Source organism: Streptomyces sp. NBC_00102, from assembly GCF_026343115.1.
Taxonomy (GTDB): Bacteria; Actinomycetota; Actinomycetes; order Streptomycetales; family Streptomycetaceae; genus Streptomyces.
This window is the reverse complement of sequence record NZ_JAPEMC010000001.1, coordinates 2,997,164-3,012,272: the sequence shown is the minus strand read 5'-3', so window position 1 is coordinate 3,012,272 and position 15,109 is coordinate 2,997,164. Positions and strand designations below refer to the sequence as shown.

The following is a 15,109-nucleotide window of genomic DNA, read 5'->3' as shown; positions in this document are numbered from 1 at the left end:
AGGGGTGGCGCGACGGGGGAAACGTCTGCTTCAGGACCATCCGCGACGGACCGAGTTGCTAGCCTGGATCGCATGACCCCCACGCCGTCCGCCCCCAGCGCCCTCGACGCCTCCAGTGCCCCCACCGGCTTCGACCTCTCGTACCTGCTCAACCACACGAGTCACGTGCTGCGGACCCGGATGGCGGCGGCCCTCGACGAGGTGGGCCTCACCCCCCGTATGCACTGCGTCCTGGAGCACGCCTTGGATGAGGAGCGGACCCAGGCGCAGTTGGCGGAGATCGGAGACATGGACAAGACCACGATGGTGGTGACCGTCGACGCCCTGGAGCGTGCGGGCCTCGCGGAACGGCGCCCATCGACGGCGGACCGGCGTGCGCGGATCATCTTCGTGACGGACAAGGGCGCGGAGCTGGCCACCCGGAGCCGGCGGATCGTCGACCGGGTGCACGCGGAGGCGCTGGGCGGGGTGGCCGAGGGCGACCGGGCGGCCTTCGTCCGGGCCCTGGAGCAGCTGGCCCAGGGGCAACTGGCCGAGCCGGTCGAGAGCCCCCGCCCCGCCCGTCGCGCCCGCCAGGCGGCGTAGGTCCGACGGGTCGGGCTCCGGCGGGCCCCGTTTCGGTGCGGTCCGGCGGGCCTGCCTCCGGCGGGGGGCTCGTTTCGGTGGTTCCGTTCGCGGTGCGGTGCGGTCCGGCTGTCGGGTGGCTCCGGCCTCCGCGCGGCGGTGGGTCCGGGCGGCTATCGTGCGGGCGTGACCGGTCCGGAGCTCCGCCCGCTGCTCTTCCTCGACGTCGACGGCCCCCTCATCCCCTTCGGGGCGACGCCGCAGGAACTTCCGGGCGGCTACCCGGTGTACCGCTCGGCCTCCGGGCGTCCCGAGGATGCCGGGAACCCGCTGCTGGCCCGGATCAACCCCGCGTACGGGCCCCGACTCCTCTCGCTGGGCTGCGAGTTGGTCTGGGCGACGACCTGGATGGCGGACGCGAACCTCGTCGTCGCTCCGTGGCTCGGACTGCCGCAACTGCCCGTGGTGGACTGGCCGGAGGACGTGGACGACGCGGACGAGCGCGGCGGTCTCCACTGGAAGACCCGCACGCTCGTGGACCTGGCGGCCGGCCGGTCCTTCGTCTGGGTGGACGACGAGATCACCGACATCGACCGGCGCTGGGTGGCAGGTCACTGCGAGGGGCGCCGGCTGCTCCACCGCGTGGATCCCCGACTCGGCCTGACGGACGCGGACTTCTCGGCACTGACGGAGTGGGTGCACGGGGGCGGCGACGGACGAGCCGTGAGCGCCGGGTGAGCCCGTGCCGTCCTGTCGCCGTGCCGTCGGACGTACCGGAAGTGGCGTCCTGCCTGCGGAAACAGCGAAGGCAGGAAGAAGAGACTCTCCCTGCCACTCTCAAGATATAGCGCACCGGGGGGCTTGCGGCAAGGCCCCCGGTGTACCGCAGAATCGCCACTTCCACCGCTCGGGGCGCACGTTCGCGCGTCGCGGCCGACGGTGGTCCGGCCGGGGAACCGGCATCGCTCTTCTCGTTCAGCGGGGTGTTCATGACGGATGTGTCCATGACGGACGTGCTGGTGACGGATGTGCCCATGACGGACGTGTCGGTGGCGGAGGCGTTCACGACCGACGTGATCGTGGTCGGCGGCGGTCCGACAGGCCTGATGCTTGCCGCCGAGCTGCGGCTGCACGGCGTGGGGGTGGTGGTGCTGGAGAAGGAGACCGAGCCCACCCAGCAGTCCCGCTCGCAGGGCCTGCACGCGCGCAGCATCGAGGTGATGGACCAGCGCGGGCTGCTGGAGCGCTTCCTCCAGCTCGGTAAACCGGTCACCTCCGGCGGGTTCTTCGCCGGGCTCGGCAAAGTCTGGCCCGAGCACCTGGACACCGCGCACTCGTACGTACTCGCCATTCCGCAGGCCACCACCGAGCGTCTGCTGGCCGAGCGGGCCGTCGAGCTGGGCGCGGATGTCCGGCGGGGCCAAGAGGTGGTCGGGCTGAGCCAGGACGACCGGGGGGTGACCGCCGGACTGGCGGACGGCACCCCGCTGCGCGCCCGGTGGCTGGTCGGCTGCGACGGTGGCCGCAGCGTGGTACGGAAGCTGCTCGACGTCGGCTTCCCCGGGGAACCGGCCCGGGTCGAAACGCTCCTGGGAGAGGTGGAGTTGGAGGCTTCGCCCGAGGAGGTCGGCGCTGTGGTCGCCGAAGTCCGCAAGACACAGCTGCGGTTCGGGCTGATGCCCCTCAGGGAGGGGGTGTACCGCGCCATCGTGCCCGCCGAGGGTGTGGCGGAGGACCGTACGTCCGGACCGACCCTGGAGGAGTTCAAGCAGCGGTTGCGCCACTTCGCCGGCACCGACTTCGGTGCGCACTCGCCGCGTTGGCTTTCCCGATTCGGCGACGCGACCCGCCTGGCCGAGCGCTACCGGACCGGCCGGGTGCTGCTGGCCGGCGACGCGGCGCACATCCACCCGCCGACCGGCGGACAAGGACTCAACCTCGGCATCCAGGACGCCTTCAACCTCGGCTGGAAGCTCGCCGCCGAGGTCGACGGGTGGGCACCCACAGGGCTGTTGGACAGTTACCACTCCGAGCGCCACCCGGTCGCCGCCGAGGTGCTCGACAACACCCGTGCGCAGATGGTGCTGTTGTCCACCGAACCCGGGCCCGTGGCGGTGCGCCGGCTGCTCTCGGAGCTGATGGACGTCGACGAGGTGAACCACCGCCTGATCGAGAAGATCACCGCGATCGGAGTCCGTTACGACGTCGGCGAGGGCCACCCCCTCCTCGGCAAGCGGCTCCGCGACGTGGGCCTGAAGCAGGGCCGCCTGTACGGCCTGATGCACGCGGGGCGCGGCCTGCTGCTCGACCGGACCGGCAGGCTCTCCGCGGACGGCTGGGCGGACCGCGTGGACCATGTCGTCGACGGCAGCGACGAACTGGACGTACCCGCCGTACTGGTGCGCCCGGACGGTCATGTGGTCTGGGTCGGCGACGGCCAGCGGGAGCTGTCCGAGGTGCTGACCCGGTGGTTCGGTACCGCTGCGGGGTGAGTGCGGCTGCGGGGCGAGGGGCTGCCGCCGTGGTGTGAACGGGCTGCGTGGGCGGCAGGTGCCGTACGGGTGGAGGCGCACCGGCCTTCCCGTCCTGCGCGGGTCTCAGCCGGTGATCTCCGGGTTGGCGGTCATGACGGCCTCGGCGGTGCGCCAGAGGCGCGGCAGGAATCGGGTGGTCTCGGCGGCCCGGCGGAGGAGGTCGGCGCCGGAGTCGATGCCGAGGTCGGCGACGGCCTCCCGGAACGCCGGAAGGTGGCGGTCGGCGAGCGCGGGCGCGTCGGCGGCCAGGACGGTGTGGCAGCGGGCGAAGGTCGCGATGATCCAGAAGACCGCCTCCCGGTGGTCGCCCGCGTCGATGAGGGCCTGGCTCCCGTCGACGGCGATCGGCCGGGCCTCGGGTGTGAGGTCACTGCTGAAGAAGAACGGCGTCCTGGCCACCCCGACGGTGGCGTCGAAGGTCTCGGCGAGCGCGTTCAGATGGTGCTGGACGCGGTGGGCGGGCAGCCGCGCGCAGCCGAGGAGGCCGAGGAGTTCGGGGTAGAGGCCGCGGTGGCCGTAGTCGGCGAGCACCGCGCGTGCGGCCGGGTAGCGCAGCCGGACGGTGGGGTTGCGCAGCGCGGCGGCGAGCAGTACGTGGCAGGTCACGCCGGTCGGGAACAGCCACCCGAGCACCTGCTCGTGGAACGGCGCCGAGACGTCGATCGCGGCGAGCCGGGTCTCCACCCGCCGGCGGGCGTCCTCGCACCTGCGTCGTACCCAGGGGACGGCGGCGTACCGGGGCGCGACCTCCGCTCCGAGCGCGCGCAGCCGGCCGGTGGGGTCGTCGATGACGGTGTCGGTACGGAAGCAGCCGGCCAGGTGGTACGACCCGAGGACCGCCTCCGCGGAGGCCAGTTCGGCCCAGGGCACGTAACTGACCTCCAACAGGGCGCCCCGGTGGCGGAGTTTGCCCGCCTTGATGGGGTGGTCGTCGGCGGTGGTGGCGATGTGGACGTCCACGTCGGAGGTGGGGGACAGCTCGGTGTTGTCCGGCAGCCCCACGGTGGAGCCGCTGAAGTAGGCGCCCCGGTAGCCCGGTTGGGCGGTGGCGTACCGGCGGACCCAGTCGGCCGCCGCGGAACGTGCCTGTCCGGCCTTCACGGTCGACCCCCTGGTGGTGCGTACGAGGCTGTCAGTGTGCCGGCCCGCGTGAGCCGGCGGCGGGCTGTCGCTCCGGGCCCGGTACGTGGGCGGGCGGACAGTGATCTCGGGGCCGTCGGTCGCGGGCCCCGCCGTCAGCCCGTGCGTACCGCCATCAGCAGCCCGCTCGACCAGTCCAGGCGGACGCACCGGAAGTCCTCGCGCCGGTCGAGCTCGGCCAGCAGGCGGCGTACGGAACGGGCGTGGTCCTCGGGCCGGCCGGGCTGGGGGAGGAGGTCGTCGATCAGGTAGATCCCGCCGGGAGCCACGAGGGCGAGGGCCTCGTCGAGGTGGGTGAACTTGCCCGGCCAGGTGTCCGCGAAGACGAGGTCGAAGGGTGCGCCGTCGTACCGCTCCAGCCACGCGCCGCCGTCCTCGGTCACGAACGTCACCCGCCTGTCCGCGCCCAGCAGTTCACGTCCGACCGCCTGGACGACGGGGTCGAGTTCGACGGTGATCAGCGCGGCGTCGCGGTCCATGCCGTCGAGGAGCCAGGCGGTGCCCGCCCCGAGGCCGGTGCCGAGTTCGAGGATGCGCCCGCCCGGATGCGACGCGGCGAGGGCGGCCAGAAGGCTTCCGGTGCGGTCCTCGCTCGACATGATGAAGCCGGCCTCGCGCGCCCTTTGGCGCAATGCGGGCAGGGAGGCCGGGAGGTGGCTCGGTGTGTCGTCCATCCGGAGATGATGCGAGGTCCGGGACTGGTGGGCAAGGCCAGTGCGTTCAGGAGAAGTTGGGGCGAGGTCGGTGCCCGGGAGGGACGCCGCCACAGCTGGAAATCGATCAGGACCCCGAGCCCGGTTGCCTCTACGCTCGGCCGCATGACTGACGAATGCTTCGTGCATCCTCGCCTTGCCGCGCTCTACGACCCACTCGACCCCGACCGCGGTGATCTCGATCCGTACCTCGGGATGGCGGAGAAGTTCCGGGCCCGTCGGGTGCTCGACATCGGTTGCGGTACAGGGGTGTTCGCCCTTCTGCTGGCCGATCGTGGGATCGAGGTGGTCGGTGTGGATCCCGCCCGCGCATCCGTCGACGTGGCGCGGGGCAAGCCGGGTGCGGAGCGGGTGCGGTGGATCTGCGGGGACGCGACCACGCTCCCGCCGCTGCGGGTCGACCTGGCGACGATGACCGCGAACGTCGCCCAGGCCATCGCCGATCCGCAGACGTGGCGGAGGACGCTGCAGGGGGCCCGCGAAGCGCTGCGGCCCGGTTGGCATCTGGTCTTCGAGAGCCGGGATCCGGCGGTACGCGCCTGGGAGGAGTGGAACCGTGAGGCGTCGTACGCGGTGACGGTCGTCCCGGGTGTCGGGGAGGTCGAGAGCTGGGTGGAGCTGGTCGAGGTGAGCGGGCCCCTGGTGACGTTCCGCTGGACGTACGTGTTCCGCGCGGACGGGCAGGTGCTGACGTCGGATTCCACCTTGCGCTTCCGTGGCCGACAGGAGATCGAGGACGAACTGACCGTGCTCGGGTACGAGGTTGAGGACGTGCGGGACGCTCCCGACCGGCCGGGCCGGGAGTTCGTCTTCGTCGCGCGACGCCCGTAGGGCGTTCCGTGTCCTCTTCGGGCAGGGGGGCAGGGCAGGGCAGAGTCGGGCGGTGTCCTGTCCCGTCCCGGATGTCGGTCGGCAGGAGGAGGCTCTGACCTGCGGGGCCTACGGTTGAGCGGGAGGTCGGAGGTCGGTGTCCCGCTCAACCGTGGGCAGCGTGATGGTTCACCCGCGGAGCCGGGTCAGCAGGCGACGTGGAGTCGGGCGCCTTGTGCCGACAGGCACGGATCGGGGAGCCGATCCGGCTTTCCTGACTTGTTGGGCGAGCCGGTAGGCGTCCGCCTCGCGGATGAGTTCATGAGAGCGGATCCGGCGCGACTCGACGTGCATGCCGCTCGCTCCTACGGCTGGTGGCTTTATTCACGAGTAGTGCCGCCAGTTGTTCACGGGTTTGGGAGGCACCCAGATCCACGGTCGGGTGATGTTCACGAGTTTCGACAGCACCGGGGTACTTGCCAGGGCAGCATCGAGGTGCTCCTGGTGAAAGGTCCTGGTCATGCCGCAGATGTCGAAGGTTGAACCGCCCCGGGTTCGGTAGAGACTTCATATTGCGGTTGTGACCTGGGGTTTCGTGGTCGCGCGGTAGTAGTTGGTCTCGTATTCGACGGGTGGGATGTGCCCTATTTCACCGTGGAGCCGGCGGTGGCAGTACCAGTCCACCCACTCCGCGGTAGCGAGCTCGACCTGGGAAAGAGTCCTCCAGGGGCGCCCCGGTTTGATCAGCTCGGTCTTGAACAGGCCGATCGCGGACTCCATGAGGGCGTTGTCGTAGGCGTCGCCGACCGAGCCGATCGAGGCGGCGATGCCGGCGGCTGCCAGGTGCTCGGCGAGCCGGAAGCTCGTGTACTGCGACCCGGCATCGGAATGATGTATCAACTCGCCGCGCCGGTGGGGGTGTTCATCGCGGTCGCGTTGCCACAGGGCCATGTCCAGAGTGTCCAGGACGAGCTTGGTCTCCTTCGATGTGGCAGCGGACCAGCCGACGATCCGGCGGGAGAAGGTGTCGACGACGAAGGCGACGTAGACGACCCCCGACCAGGTCTTGACGTGGGTGAAGTCGGCGACCCAGTAGCGGTTGGGGGCCGACGCGACGAACTTGCGGTCCAGCAGGTCCGGTGCCCGCTCGACGCTGCTGTCCTGGATCGTGGTGATGACCTTCCTTCCGCGGACGGCGCCGGTGATGCCGAGCTCGCGCATGAGACGTTCGACGGTGCACCGGGCCACGGTGTGGCCCTGTCGGTGCAGCTCGCGCCAGACTTTCCTGGCGCCGTAGACACGGTAGTTGGCCTCGTGGACCTCGGTGATCGCGTCCTTGAGGACGGCGTCCCGCACCTGTCTGGCCGAAGGTTCGGCGGCGCGTTTCTTCGCCGCGTAGTAGGTGGAGGGGGCGATCTTGCAGTCGTGCTCGGCGAGTACGCGGCAGATCGGCTCGACACCGCCGAAGCGGGCCCGGTGCTCGTCGATGAACGCTACGAGCGTGTGTGGCCGGTCGAGCTCGGCCGCGAAGAAAGACGCCGCAGCCTTCAGGATGTCGTTCGCGCGGCGCAATTCGGCGTTCTCCTTCTTCAACGCCTTCATCGCCGCGGACTCCTCCGACGTCGTGCCCGGACGCTGCCCGGAGTCGATCTCGTCCCGCCTGACCCAGTTCCGCAGGGTCTCGGCCGAACCGATACCGAGCTTCTGGGCGACCGCCCGCACGGCAGCCGACTCGTTCGGGTAGTCACCGCGGACCTCGCCGACCATACGAACCGCTCGTTTGCGCAGCTCAACGGGATAAGAGGAAGGGCGTGCCATGACTCAATCCTTTCACGGAATTGAGTCTCCACTCGACCCGGGGCGGTTCAGTTGGCGGCGGCGAGGCGGTGCAGATACCAGCCGAAGACTTCCCCGTGGACCGGTGGCAGAGGAAGTGGCAGGAGCCTGGCCGGGGCTTCCCAGGGCTCCATCGCTCAGGCCGCGTTCGGTTTGCGGGCGCGCTTGGCGCGGCGGTGTTCAGGTTGGGGCTGCTGGACGGCGTGGTCGAGCTCGATCGCGTCGAGCATGCGCTTGGTGATCTTTTCTGCGCCGGTGTCGATGGCGTCGACCGCGGCTTCTCGGATGAGCTGGGAGAGGCTGCCGATCAGGCCGCCGGTGCGTTCGTGGAGGTAACCGGTCATGGTGACCAAGGTGCCGGGACGATGAGCGTGCAGTCGCAGGGAGTCTTCCATGGTCGCCACCAGGGCCTGCCAGTGCTCCTTGTCCGCACGGTTCTTGTGGCTGAAGGGCCGGGAGGGGATGACCGTGTAGCGGCCGGCGATCTGCTGCCCGCGGGTGCCCTGGAACAGGCTGCTGGTCTCGACGTCGAGACCAGCGAGCACGAAGGTGGCCGCGATCCGTTCTGAGAGGTACTTCAGCTGGTCGGATGCCTCGGCTCCGTTGCGGGTCGTCAGGTCGAGGTTGTGGATCTCGTCGACCAGGACGAGCGTGGTGCCGAGCTTGCCGAGCAGGTCACAGACGGCGTTGGTGATCTGGACCTGGCTCATGCGGTGCTCCAGCGGGATGCCGAGGAACCGGGCGAACTCGCCTGCGAGCATCTTCGGGGTGGCGGCCGGGGGAACGGTGACGAAGACGACCGGCAGTCCGCCGACAGCAGCGGGGTTGCGGCGCCGGGTGATCTGTTCGACGTTCTTGCCCAGTTGGGTGATCGCTGTTGTCTTGCCGGTGCCAGCCGATCCAGACACGATCAGGCCGCGCCGGGCGGAGACCTGGTGTCGGTTGAGCACGATGCGTTTGCGGCCGGTAGTCACGACGCCGCGGATCGTGGGGGTGTTCACGATGACGGATCGTGTGTGGTAGTCGATTCGTGCTTCCTTGTAGGACTCCAGTTCGTCGTTGTCCAGGACGGTGCCGGACGGGAGGGACGGCGGGGGCTCCGGGTTCTCGTCGACGAACGCCCGCCAGCCCTCCTTCGTGGTCAGCGACGCCTGAGGATTGGCGATGTCCTGTGGCGGGGCTTGGCTCACAGGCGGCTCCCGTCAGTGAAGGCGTCGAAGACGCCGAAGGGGATGACGTTCGACGGCTGCTCCAGGACGGTGGTCTCGTCCTCGGTGTGGTCCGGAGCAGGTGCCTGCGGCAGCGCGGCGACGGGCCGAGCGGGCTCCAGGGCGGCGCGGGTGCGGGCTGCGATCCGGCGGTCCGGCCCGCTTTCCGCCCGGGTCAGCAATTGGTTTACTGCGGCGGCCACGGCAGCCTGGTCGGTGTCGTCCCGCCCTCGCATTGCGAGCAGGTCCCGGGCCCGGCGCCATGTGAAGTCCGCGAACGGCGCGGAGACCAGGTGCCGGTGTGTCCACGGAACAGTGATCCACTCTCCGGTGCGCGCGTCGCGTACCCAGACCTGGGACAGGTCGTAGGGGTCGTAGTGGACCTCCCAGAGCCCGCCCTTGGCGGTCACTCCCGAGGAGCGGCGCCGTAATGGGTTCAGTTCGGGGCAGTTGTAGGTGCGGTGGTCGATGCGGATGCCGTAGTCGTTGACCGAACGCCAGAGTGCCGGCAGCAACTCCAGGTAGTCGGTGCCGCTCAGCGGCATCGGCAGGTAGCCGGTGCGGGAGACCAGCAGGGCATATGCGTCGTTGGGAGACATGGGCTGGCCCGGTAGGAACGGGCTGCGCAGTCCTTCGTGCGGCCGCTGTTGCCAGCAGGCCACGATCCATTCCTGCAACAGGTCGCCCAGTTCCGCGAGCGTCCAGACGGCCTCGACCTCGGCCCCCCGGCGGGTCGTGTTCGAACCGGTGTAGCCAGGGATGTGCTGGCAGAACAGCGTGTTGATCGAGGAAAATGTCCGCTCGACGATTCCCTTGTCAGTCGGGGTGGCCGGACGGGACGGCTGGACGGAGATGCCCAGCGATCGGCAGGCGGTCAAGAAGGTCTGGGAGACGAACACCTTGCCGTGATCGATGCCGATCGTTTCGGGCACGATCACCGGCTTGGCGGCTGCTTGCTCCAGGCGTGCGTCGATGTCCAGCAGCCTTCGGTGGGGGATCAGCGTCGCCGACATCGCCAGCGCGTCCGACCAGCCGGGCCGCAGCGGCTCCGGGACCAGCATCTTGGCCAGCAGCAGCGCGGCGTCCACGGCCTTGGTTCCTGCCGGTCGCAGCACCGCAGCGCAGATCGACCTCGTTGCCACGTCGACGGCGATCGTGAGCTCCGGGCGTCCGCTCACCCCTTCCTCCAGGACCACCAGCACGTCCAGCGGTGTCGTGTCGATCTGCACCATCTCGCCGGGTCGGCAGGCCGAGGAAGGGGTGAACGCTCCTGGCGGGCGGCGAGCCGCTGACCTGCGGGATGTGGCCTCGCCGAAAGCGTGCGTGCCCTCGCTCATCGTCTCGACGAGCCGGTAGAACGCAGACTTCGACGGCATCGCCACTGTGCCCGGCCCGTGCCGTTCCGCCAGCAGCGCCTCTACCCGTCGACGCAGCCGGCCGCGAGTGCCAGTGGACTCGTTCGTCGTCGCGGCAAGGATCTCCGTGATGGCGGTCACCACCCGGTCATCGGCCCGTCCCGTCGGTGAGGACAGACGAGTCGCACGGTGATCGACCAGGCCCCACAGACCTTGCTCGCGATAGCGCCTGCGCATCCGCTGAACGGTCCCCACACTCGCCTGCCAGCCGATAGCCCGCAGTTCCGCCGCCTTGGCCGCCACCCGCTCCTCCACCGTGTAGCGGGCCGGGTCGTATTCCGGACGAGGCAGCGCTGTGGGATCAGCATCCAGCGGCTTGCCGAACTCCACCTCGGTCACATGCCGTTCCCAGGCCGCCGCTTTCTCGGCTTCCCGCTCGGGCACGATGTCCAACAGTGCGAATGGCGGCAAAAATCGGCCCTGATCGGCACCCTGTCCGATCAGCTCAAAGCCTTCCGAGACCAGCAGGTGCGACAGCAACACCAGGCTCGCCGACCCCGCTTCGTCCAGGAGCCGCACCATCGTCCCGGACAGGCCCACGACCGTGTGCAGCCGGTCATCCATGCGCACCCGATCTCCGACCCTCAGCGCTGCCCGTGCCCCTGGGTGCCTGCTCACCGAGCCTCCGCCCGTGACACCAGCGTGGCATCCGACAGGGGCCGCGACAGATCCGCTGTCAGCCGTCCCAGCCAGAGCAGATGGAACACCGTCGGCAACACCGCAATCGGGTCACCGAGCAGCGCAGCCTGTGCCACCAGCGGCGACGGCACCGAGAACAGCGCCAACAACCGGGCCGCGAGCCCGTCATCGGTCCCGTGCCGTGGATGCCGGTACCCCGCCAGCCAGCGGACGTTCACCATCCGCACTGGATCCACCTCGCCGACGACGCGGTATCCCCACCCCACCGCCTCACAAGCCGTGTGCGTCGCCGCGAACTTGGCCGCCGACCGTGAGTCGATCCGGTCCAGCGGCCGACAGTCCACCACCAGCCCCCGCCCGTCCTTGAACCGAGCGAAGTAGTCCGGAGCGTGCGAGATTCGCTTGCCCCGCTCGTCCTCCCAGAACAACCACAGGGGCTGCGACAGCAACCCCGCCACCTCCGGCGTGAAGTCGAGCAGCATCGCGTGATCACGCTCCAGCCAGGACTCGAACCCCACGTGTCCGCCGGTCGTCGCCGACCAGTACAACCCCGGGAAATGCCGCTGCCCGCGATACGACGGGAAGCCGCGGACCGGCCGCCCGGTCTCGAACGGCACCGAGACCGCATCCGACAACGGCAGCCGATGTTCACCCCGGTCGTCCCGCCAGCCGACCTCGAAGCCGTCTACTTGTGACGGCTTCGCCCCCTCCAGCACACCCAGCCCCATGTATGCCACTTTGCAGACCTGCAGGGACTGGGCAGCTCGAATGGGACCAAACCCCTCGTCCGGGTGATTACACAGTCCGGCGCGATCCCCTCGATCACCTTCTGCAAGAGCTGAGCGTCACGCTGATGGCCCGGTGAGTTTGGCGGCCACGGCGTCGAGGACCCAGTCCAGGCCGGTTGCGAAGGATGTTTGGGCGTCTACGTCCGTGCCGTCGTACACGGCCTTGGCCAGCGCCGGGAAGCGGCCTGTGGCCAGCATTCTCGTCACATGCGGGCCGTGGGCGCGCTGCCAGTCGTGCTTGGACAGGCCTGTGGCGCGCTCGGCCCGCAGGTTCGCGATCTCGCGCCTGATCGCGCCAATGAAGTAGGCGCTCACAGTCTCCACGGCGCGCATGACGGTGTCGACATCGGTGAGGCCGTCGAGGGCGGCCAGCGTGGCCTCGGTCACGGCGAGGCCGTTCGGGCCCAGGGCCGGACGGCCGCCGAGCAGGTCGGCCAGCCATTCGTGACGGAGAGCGGCCTGCCTCGTGCGATGGGCGAGGGCGCGCAGCGCCTCCCGCCAGTCACCGGGCTGCTCCTCGGGGAGAATCTCGGCCTGGACCTCGTCCACCATGAGGTCGAACAGCTCCTCCTTGGTGGAGATGTACCTGTACAGCCGCATCGGACCGGCGTCCAGGCGGGCCGCGACCTTGCGCAACGACACCGCCTCCAGCCCGCCCTCGTCGGCCAGTGCGATGGCGGCGGCGACAATCCGCTCCCGGTCGAGCGGCAAGGGGCGAGTCGGCGGCTCCGGCCGGTCCCAGACAGTCATGCTCACACCGTACCGTTGCAATGCACCGTATGCGAGCAATACAGTGTATCGGTATGAGACATCGCATCGCAGTGGTCGGAAGCGGTCCTGCCGGCCTTACCTTCGCCCGCGTCCTGCACCGCTATGACCACCCCGTCACCGTCCTCGAACGCGATCCCGCCCCGGACACCCGCCCCCCGGGCGGCACGCTGGACCTGCAGGAAGGGCTGGGCCAGCGCGCGCTGGACAAGGCGGGGCTGCTGGCGGACTTCCAGGCGCTGTCTCGTCCCGAGGGGCAGGCCATGCGCATCCTGGACACAGCCGGGACCGTCCTGCGCGACTGGCAACCCCGCCCGGATGATCGAGCCAACCCCGAGATCGACCGCGGACAACTCCGCGACCTGCTGCTCGGCCCTCTCGACGTCCAGTGGGGCCGAGGCGTAACGCAGGTGGTGCCGGGGACCCGGGACGGCGTACTGGTCCACTTCGCGGACGGGCGACAGGAGACGTTCGACCTCGTGGTCGGCGCGGACGGCGCCTGGTCCCGGATCCGCCCGGCAGTCTCGCCGGTGACACCGCACTACACCGGCGTCACCTATGTCGAGACCTCCCTCGACCACGTCGACACCCGCCACCCCGACCTCGCCCGGCTGATCGGCGACGGTTCCATGGCTGTGTACGGCGTGAACCGCGCGCTCGTCGCCCAGCGCAACAGCGGCGGCCACGTCAAGGTGTACGCCCAGTTCCGCGCGCCGCTGGACTGGCACACGAACCTGGACCTGGCCGACGTCGAGGCCGTGCGATCGAGCCTGCTGGCTTTGTTCGACGGCTGGACCGCTCCCGTCCTCGACCTCCTCTGCCACGGCACCGCTTTCGTCCACCGCCCCCTCTATGTCCTGCCCGTGTCCCACACCTGGACCCACATCCCCGGGGTGACGCTACTGGGCGACGCCGCCCACCTGATGCCCCCATTGGGGGCGGGCGCGAACCTCGCGATGCTCGAAGGCGCCGAACTCGCCGAGTCCATCGCCACCGGCCCTGAAGATCTGGACGAGATCGTCCGCGCCTTCGAGGAACAAATGTGGGCACGGGCCGGCAGGTGGGCGAAGATCACGACGGCCGGTCTGGAACGCCTCGTGAGCTCGAACCCCGCCGAAGCCCTCGCCGTCTTCGACCAAGTCCAGCCATCCTGACCGCCAAGCGCGACAGCACCAGCATCAACAGCTCGCCACGGCTTCACGGGACAGTACGGCACCGCCGCGATCCCTTCCGGCAAAACCACCGTTAGGCGAACGCCCGGACGCCTGCACCGAACACAGCCCTCAGCCCGCTACCCGCCAAAATCCGGTCCGATCCTCCTCGCGGGCCGGTAGGGCAGCTCGCTGCGCAGGTCGTCCGGGACACGTTCACTTCACACTGCAGATTCGTCGGGAAAGCGCAGATAGACAGGGAACGGACAGGGACACGTCACCCGGTCACCCGACGGTCGCACGACACGCGCCACACTTTTGCAAGCAACCGCTTGCAATTGTTAGCACCCTCGTCGCATCATCGAACCATGGCATCACTCAACGTCGGCAACCTGGGCGAGTACCTCCGGGAGCAGCGCCGTAGCGCGCAACTCTCGCTGCGGCAGCTCGCGGATGCCGCCGGGGTGTCCAATCCGTATCTCAGCCAGATCGAACGCGGCCTGCGCAAGCCCAGTGCGGAGGTGCTCCAGCAGGTCGCCAAGGCGCTGCGGATCTCGGCCGAGACGTTGTACGTACGGGCCGGGATCCTGGACGAGCGGGAGCGGGGCGAGCTGGAGACGCGGGCGGTCGTCATGGCCGATCCGTCGATCAACGAGCGGCAGAAGAACGTACTGCTGCAGATCTACGACTCGTTCCGCCGGGAGAACGGTTTCGTCCCCGGTACGGACGTTTCAGCTGATACCGATACAACCGATACGAGCGGTACGCCTGACGAAGGCACCACGAGCGCCCGCGAACCCCGTACGTCCGGCGGCAGCGATGCCGCAGACCCTCACCACGAACTCTGATCCGGGAGGACCACAGTCATGGCCATCACCGATGACCTGCGCAAGACCCTCACCGACCCCACCCCCCTCTACTTCGCCGCCGGAACGGCCGAGCTCGCCGTGGAGCAGGCGCGCAAGGTGCCGGGGCTGATCGAGCAGCTGCGGGCCGAGGCGCCCGAGCGGTTCGACGCGGTCCGCAGCACCGACCCCAAGGCCGTGCAGGAGAAGGTGTCCACGCAGGCCCGGGAGGCGCAGGCCAGCGTCCAGGCCAAGGTCACCGAGGTGATCGGCTCGTTCGACACCGACCTGCGCAAGCTCGGCGAGACGGCGCAGGACCTGGCGCTGCGCAGCATCGGCGTGGCCGCCGAGTACGCGGTGCGGGCCCGTGAGGCGTACGAGAGGGTCGCCGAGCGCGGCGAGCAGAGCGTGAAGGCGTGGCGCGGCGAGGCGGCCGACGAGATCGTCGAGATCGCCGCCGTCGTGGAGACGGACGCCAAGGCCGCCCCGAAGCCGGCCGCGAAGGCCGGTCCCGGTACCGCTGCCACGAAGCCCGCCGCGAAGCCGGCGGCGGCCAAGCCGGCCGCCGTGAAGCCGGTCGCCGTGAAGCCCGCTCCCGCCGCCAAACCGGCCGAGGCGAAGGCCGCCCCGGCGAAGCAGGCGCCCGCGCCGCGCAAGGCGACGGCGAAGAAGTCCACCCCGCCCGCGAAGTAGCGGAG

General features: G+C 69.8%; 15 protein-coding genes. 7 read left to right on the top strand and 8 right to left on the bottom strand.

Annotated elements, in window-relative coordinates; translation table 11 throughout:
* Nucleotides 1–72 precede the first annotated feature (72 nt).
* The 3 genes from OHA55_RS13405 to rox all read left to right on the top strand — a co-directional run bounded on the left by OHA55_RS13405 (nt 73) and on the right by rox (nt 3,056).
* Nucleotides 73–585, top strand: coding sequence for a MarR family winged helix-turn-helix transcriptional regulator (locus OHA55_RS13405; RefSeq protein WP_266706052.1), 513 nt, complete (start codon nt 73–75; stop codon nt 583–585).
* Nucleotides 586–750: 165 nt separating this feature from the next.
* Nucleotides 751–1,302, top strand: a complete 552-nt coding sequence (locus OHA55_RS13400; RefSeq protein ID WP_266706050.1) for an HAD domain-containing protein — start codon at nt 751–753, stop codon at nt 1,300–1,302.
* A gap of 296 nt (nt 1,303–1,598) precedes the next feature.
* Nucleotides 1,599–3,056 (top strand): rifampin monooxygenase, encoded by a 1,458-nt coding sequence (gene rox / locus OHA55_RS13395; RefSeq protein ID WP_266710631.1) that lies wholly within the window; start codon nt 1,599–1,601, stop codon nt 3,054–3,056.
* Between the two features lie 105 nt (nt 3,057–3,161).
* Here rox and OHA55_RS13390 read toward each other — a convergent pair whose 3' ends face one another.
* Both OHA55_RS13390 and OHA55_RS13385 read right to left on the bottom strand, forming a co-directional pair.
* Nucleotides 3,162–4,199 (bottom strand): hypothetical protein, encoded by a 1,038-nt coding sequence (locus tag OHA55_RS13390; protein ID WP_266710629.1) that lies wholly within the window; start codon nt 4,197–4,199, stop codon nt 3,162–3,164.
* 134 nt (nt 4,200–4,333) lie between these two features.
* The gene (locus OHA55_RS13385; protein WP_266706048.1) at nt 4,334–4,912 is read right to left on the bottom strand and encodes an O-methyltransferase; all 579 of its coding nucleotides are present in this window, start codon (nt 4,910–4,912) and stop codon (nt 4,334–4,336) included.
* A 144-nt stretch (nt 4,913–5,056) separates the two neighbouring features.
* Here OHA55_RS13385 and OHA55_RS13380 point away from each other — a divergent pair, with 144 nt between their 5' ends.
* Nucleotides 5,057–5,782: a class I SAM-dependent methyltransferase gene (locus tag OHA55_RS13380; RefSeq protein WP_266706046.1), complete on the top strand. Its 726-nt coding sequence runs from the start codon at nt 5,057–5,059 to the stop codon at nt 5,780–5,782.
* 363 nt (nt 5,783–6,145) lie between these two features.
* Here OHA55_RS13380 and OHA55_RS13375 read toward each other — a convergent pair whose 3' ends face one another.
* From OHA55_RS13375 to OHA55_RS13350, 6 genes are all read right to left on the bottom strand, one after another.
* A complete protein-coding gene (locus OHA55_RS13375) occupies nt 6,146–6,283 on the bottom strand; it encodes a hypothetical protein (RefSeq protein ID WP_266413352.1) in 138 nt (45 codons plus the stop codon).
* Nucleotides 6,284–6,328: 45 nt separating this feature from the next.
* Entirely contained in the window at nt 6,329–7,579 is a 1,251-nt protein-coding gene (locus tag OHA55_RS13370) for an IS3 family transposase (protein WP_266706044.1), read from the bottom strand.
* Between the two features lie 155 nt (nt 7,580–7,734).
* Nucleotides 7,735–8,787 carry an ATP-binding protein gene (locus OHA55_RS13365; RefSeq protein WP_266706042.1) on the bottom strand — a complete coding sequence of 351 codons (1,053 nt, stop codon included), beginning with the start codon at nt 8,785–8,787 and terminating at the stop codon, nt 7,735–7,737.
* On the bottom strand, nt 8,784–10,784 hold the full coding sequence (locus OHA55_RS13360) for a Mu transposase C-terminal domain-containing protein (RefSeq protein ID WP_266710627.1): 2,001 nt from the start codon (nt 10,782–10,784) through the stop codon (nt 8,784–8,786). Before OHA55_RS13360 ends, OHA55_RS13365 begins: the two co-directional genes overlap by 4 nt.
* Before the next feature lie 50 nt (nt 10,785–10,834).
* Nucleotides 10,835–11,587: a TnsA-like heteromeric transposase endonuclease subunit gene (locus OHA55_RS13355; protein WP_266706040.1), complete on the bottom strand. Its 753-nt coding sequence runs from the start codon at nt 11,585–11,587 to the stop codon at nt 10,835–10,837.
* A gap of 117 nt (nt 11,588–11,704) precedes the next feature.
* Entirely contained in the window at nt 11,705–12,397 is a 693-nt protein-coding gene (locus tag OHA55_RS13350; protein WP_266706038.1) for a TetR/AcrR family transcriptional regulator, read from the bottom strand.
* Nucleotides 12,398–12,450: 53 nt separating this feature from the next.
* Here OHA55_RS13350 and OHA55_RS13345 point away from each other — a divergent pair, with 53 nt between their 5' ends.
* The 3 genes from OHA55_RS13345 to OHA55_RS13335 all read left to right on the top strand — a co-directional run bounded on the left by OHA55_RS13345 (nt 12,451) and on the right by OHA55_RS13335 (nt 15,104).
* Nucleotides 12,451–13,569 carry an NAD(P)/FAD-dependent oxidoreductase gene (locus OHA55_RS13345; RefSeq protein WP_266706036.1) on the top strand — a complete coding sequence of 373 codons (1,119 nt, stop codon included), beginning with the start codon at nt 12,451–12,453 and terminating at the stop codon, nt 13,567–13,569.
* Nucleotides 13,570–13,934: 365 nt separating this feature from the next.
* The gene (locus OHA55_RS13340) at nt 13,935–14,414 is read left to right on the top strand and encodes a helix-turn-helix domain-containing protein (protein ID WP_266706034.1); all 480 of its coding nucleotides are present in this window, start codon (nt 13,935–13,937) and stop codon (nt 14,412–14,414) included.
* Between the two features lie 18 nt (nt 14,415–14,432).
* A complete protein-coding gene (locus tag OHA55_RS13335; protein ID WP_266706032.1) occupies nt 14,433–15,104 on the top strand; it encodes a hypothetical protein in 672 nt (223 codons plus the stop codon).
* Nucleotides 15,105–15,109 lie beyond the last annotated feature (5 nt).